This window comes from Brachyspira sp. SAP_772 (assembly GCF_009755885.1).
Lineage (GTDB): Bacteria > Spirochaetota > Brachyspiria > Brachyspirales > Brachyspiraceae > Brachyspira.
Genome location: NZ_VYIX01000102.1, coordinates 1 through 807, shown reverse-complemented (window position 1 = coordinate 807; position 807 = coordinate 1). Strand labels below are relative to the sequence as shown.

Genomic DNA, 807 nt, shown 5'->3' with positions numbered 1-807 from the left:
TATAGGAAGCTCTCTTCCAAATCTATCAACTAATACAAGTAAAACAACTCTCTGAGGTCTGCCATATTCAAATAAAGCATTTAAAGCAGCTCTAATAGTTCTGCCTGTATAAAGTACATCATCTACAAGAAGAATAGTTTTTCCTGTAATATCAAAAGGTATATCAGTTTCTTTAATTTCAGGGAATTCTGATAAAGTAGATAAATCATCTCTATAGAGGTTAATATCAATAGCACCTATAGGWATATCTATGTTTATTTTTTCTTCTATAAGTTTTTTAAGTCTTACAGCTAAATAATCGCCTCTTCTTCTTATRCCTACAATAGAAAGYTTATCCATATTTTCYTTTTCAATTACTTCAGCAGCAAGTCTWGGAAGMACTTTWKCATAATCTTCAGCTTTTAATAAAACTCTCATCAATATAACCCCTTTTTATTTATCATTAAAAATACTACTTGATTATAATATTAAAGCAAAAAAAAGCAATATAATAATTTTTACATTTTATAAAAAAAATATGTTAAGTATTTTCTTAGTTTACCGATTTTTAATATAGATACAGTAATAACAAAGTTAACATAAGAGTTGATTATTTATTTTACTGTTATATAATGATATTATTAATATTATAATATTTATAAGAGAGGAAATTATATATGGCAGAAGAAGAAAACTTAGAATTAGAAGAAGGCGAAGAAGAGGAACAAAACGAAGCTCAAGCAAAGAAAAAATTCACTTTAAGCCCGATGATAATAAAAATACTAATGATAGTGGCTGCCATTTTAGTAGTTGCTTTAATATCTGGAC

Annotated in this window: 1 protein-coding gene and 1 pseudogene; one reads left to right on the top strand and one right to left on the bottom strand. The window is 26.4% G+C overall.

Annotated features, from left to right (window positions below; translation table 11 throughout):
• The coding region (pyrR, locus tag GQX97_RS12840; protein WP_157152263.1) for a bifunctional pyr operon transcriptional regulator/uracil phosphoribosyltransferase PyrR at positions 1–417 on the bottom strand (417 nt) is incomplete at its 3' end.
• Positions 418–656: 239 nt separating this feature from the next.
• Between pyrR and GQX97_RS15175 the strand changes: the two are divergent.
• Positions 657–807, top strand: a pseudogene (locus tag GQX97_RS15175) (flagellar basal body rod protein); the annotation flags it as partial.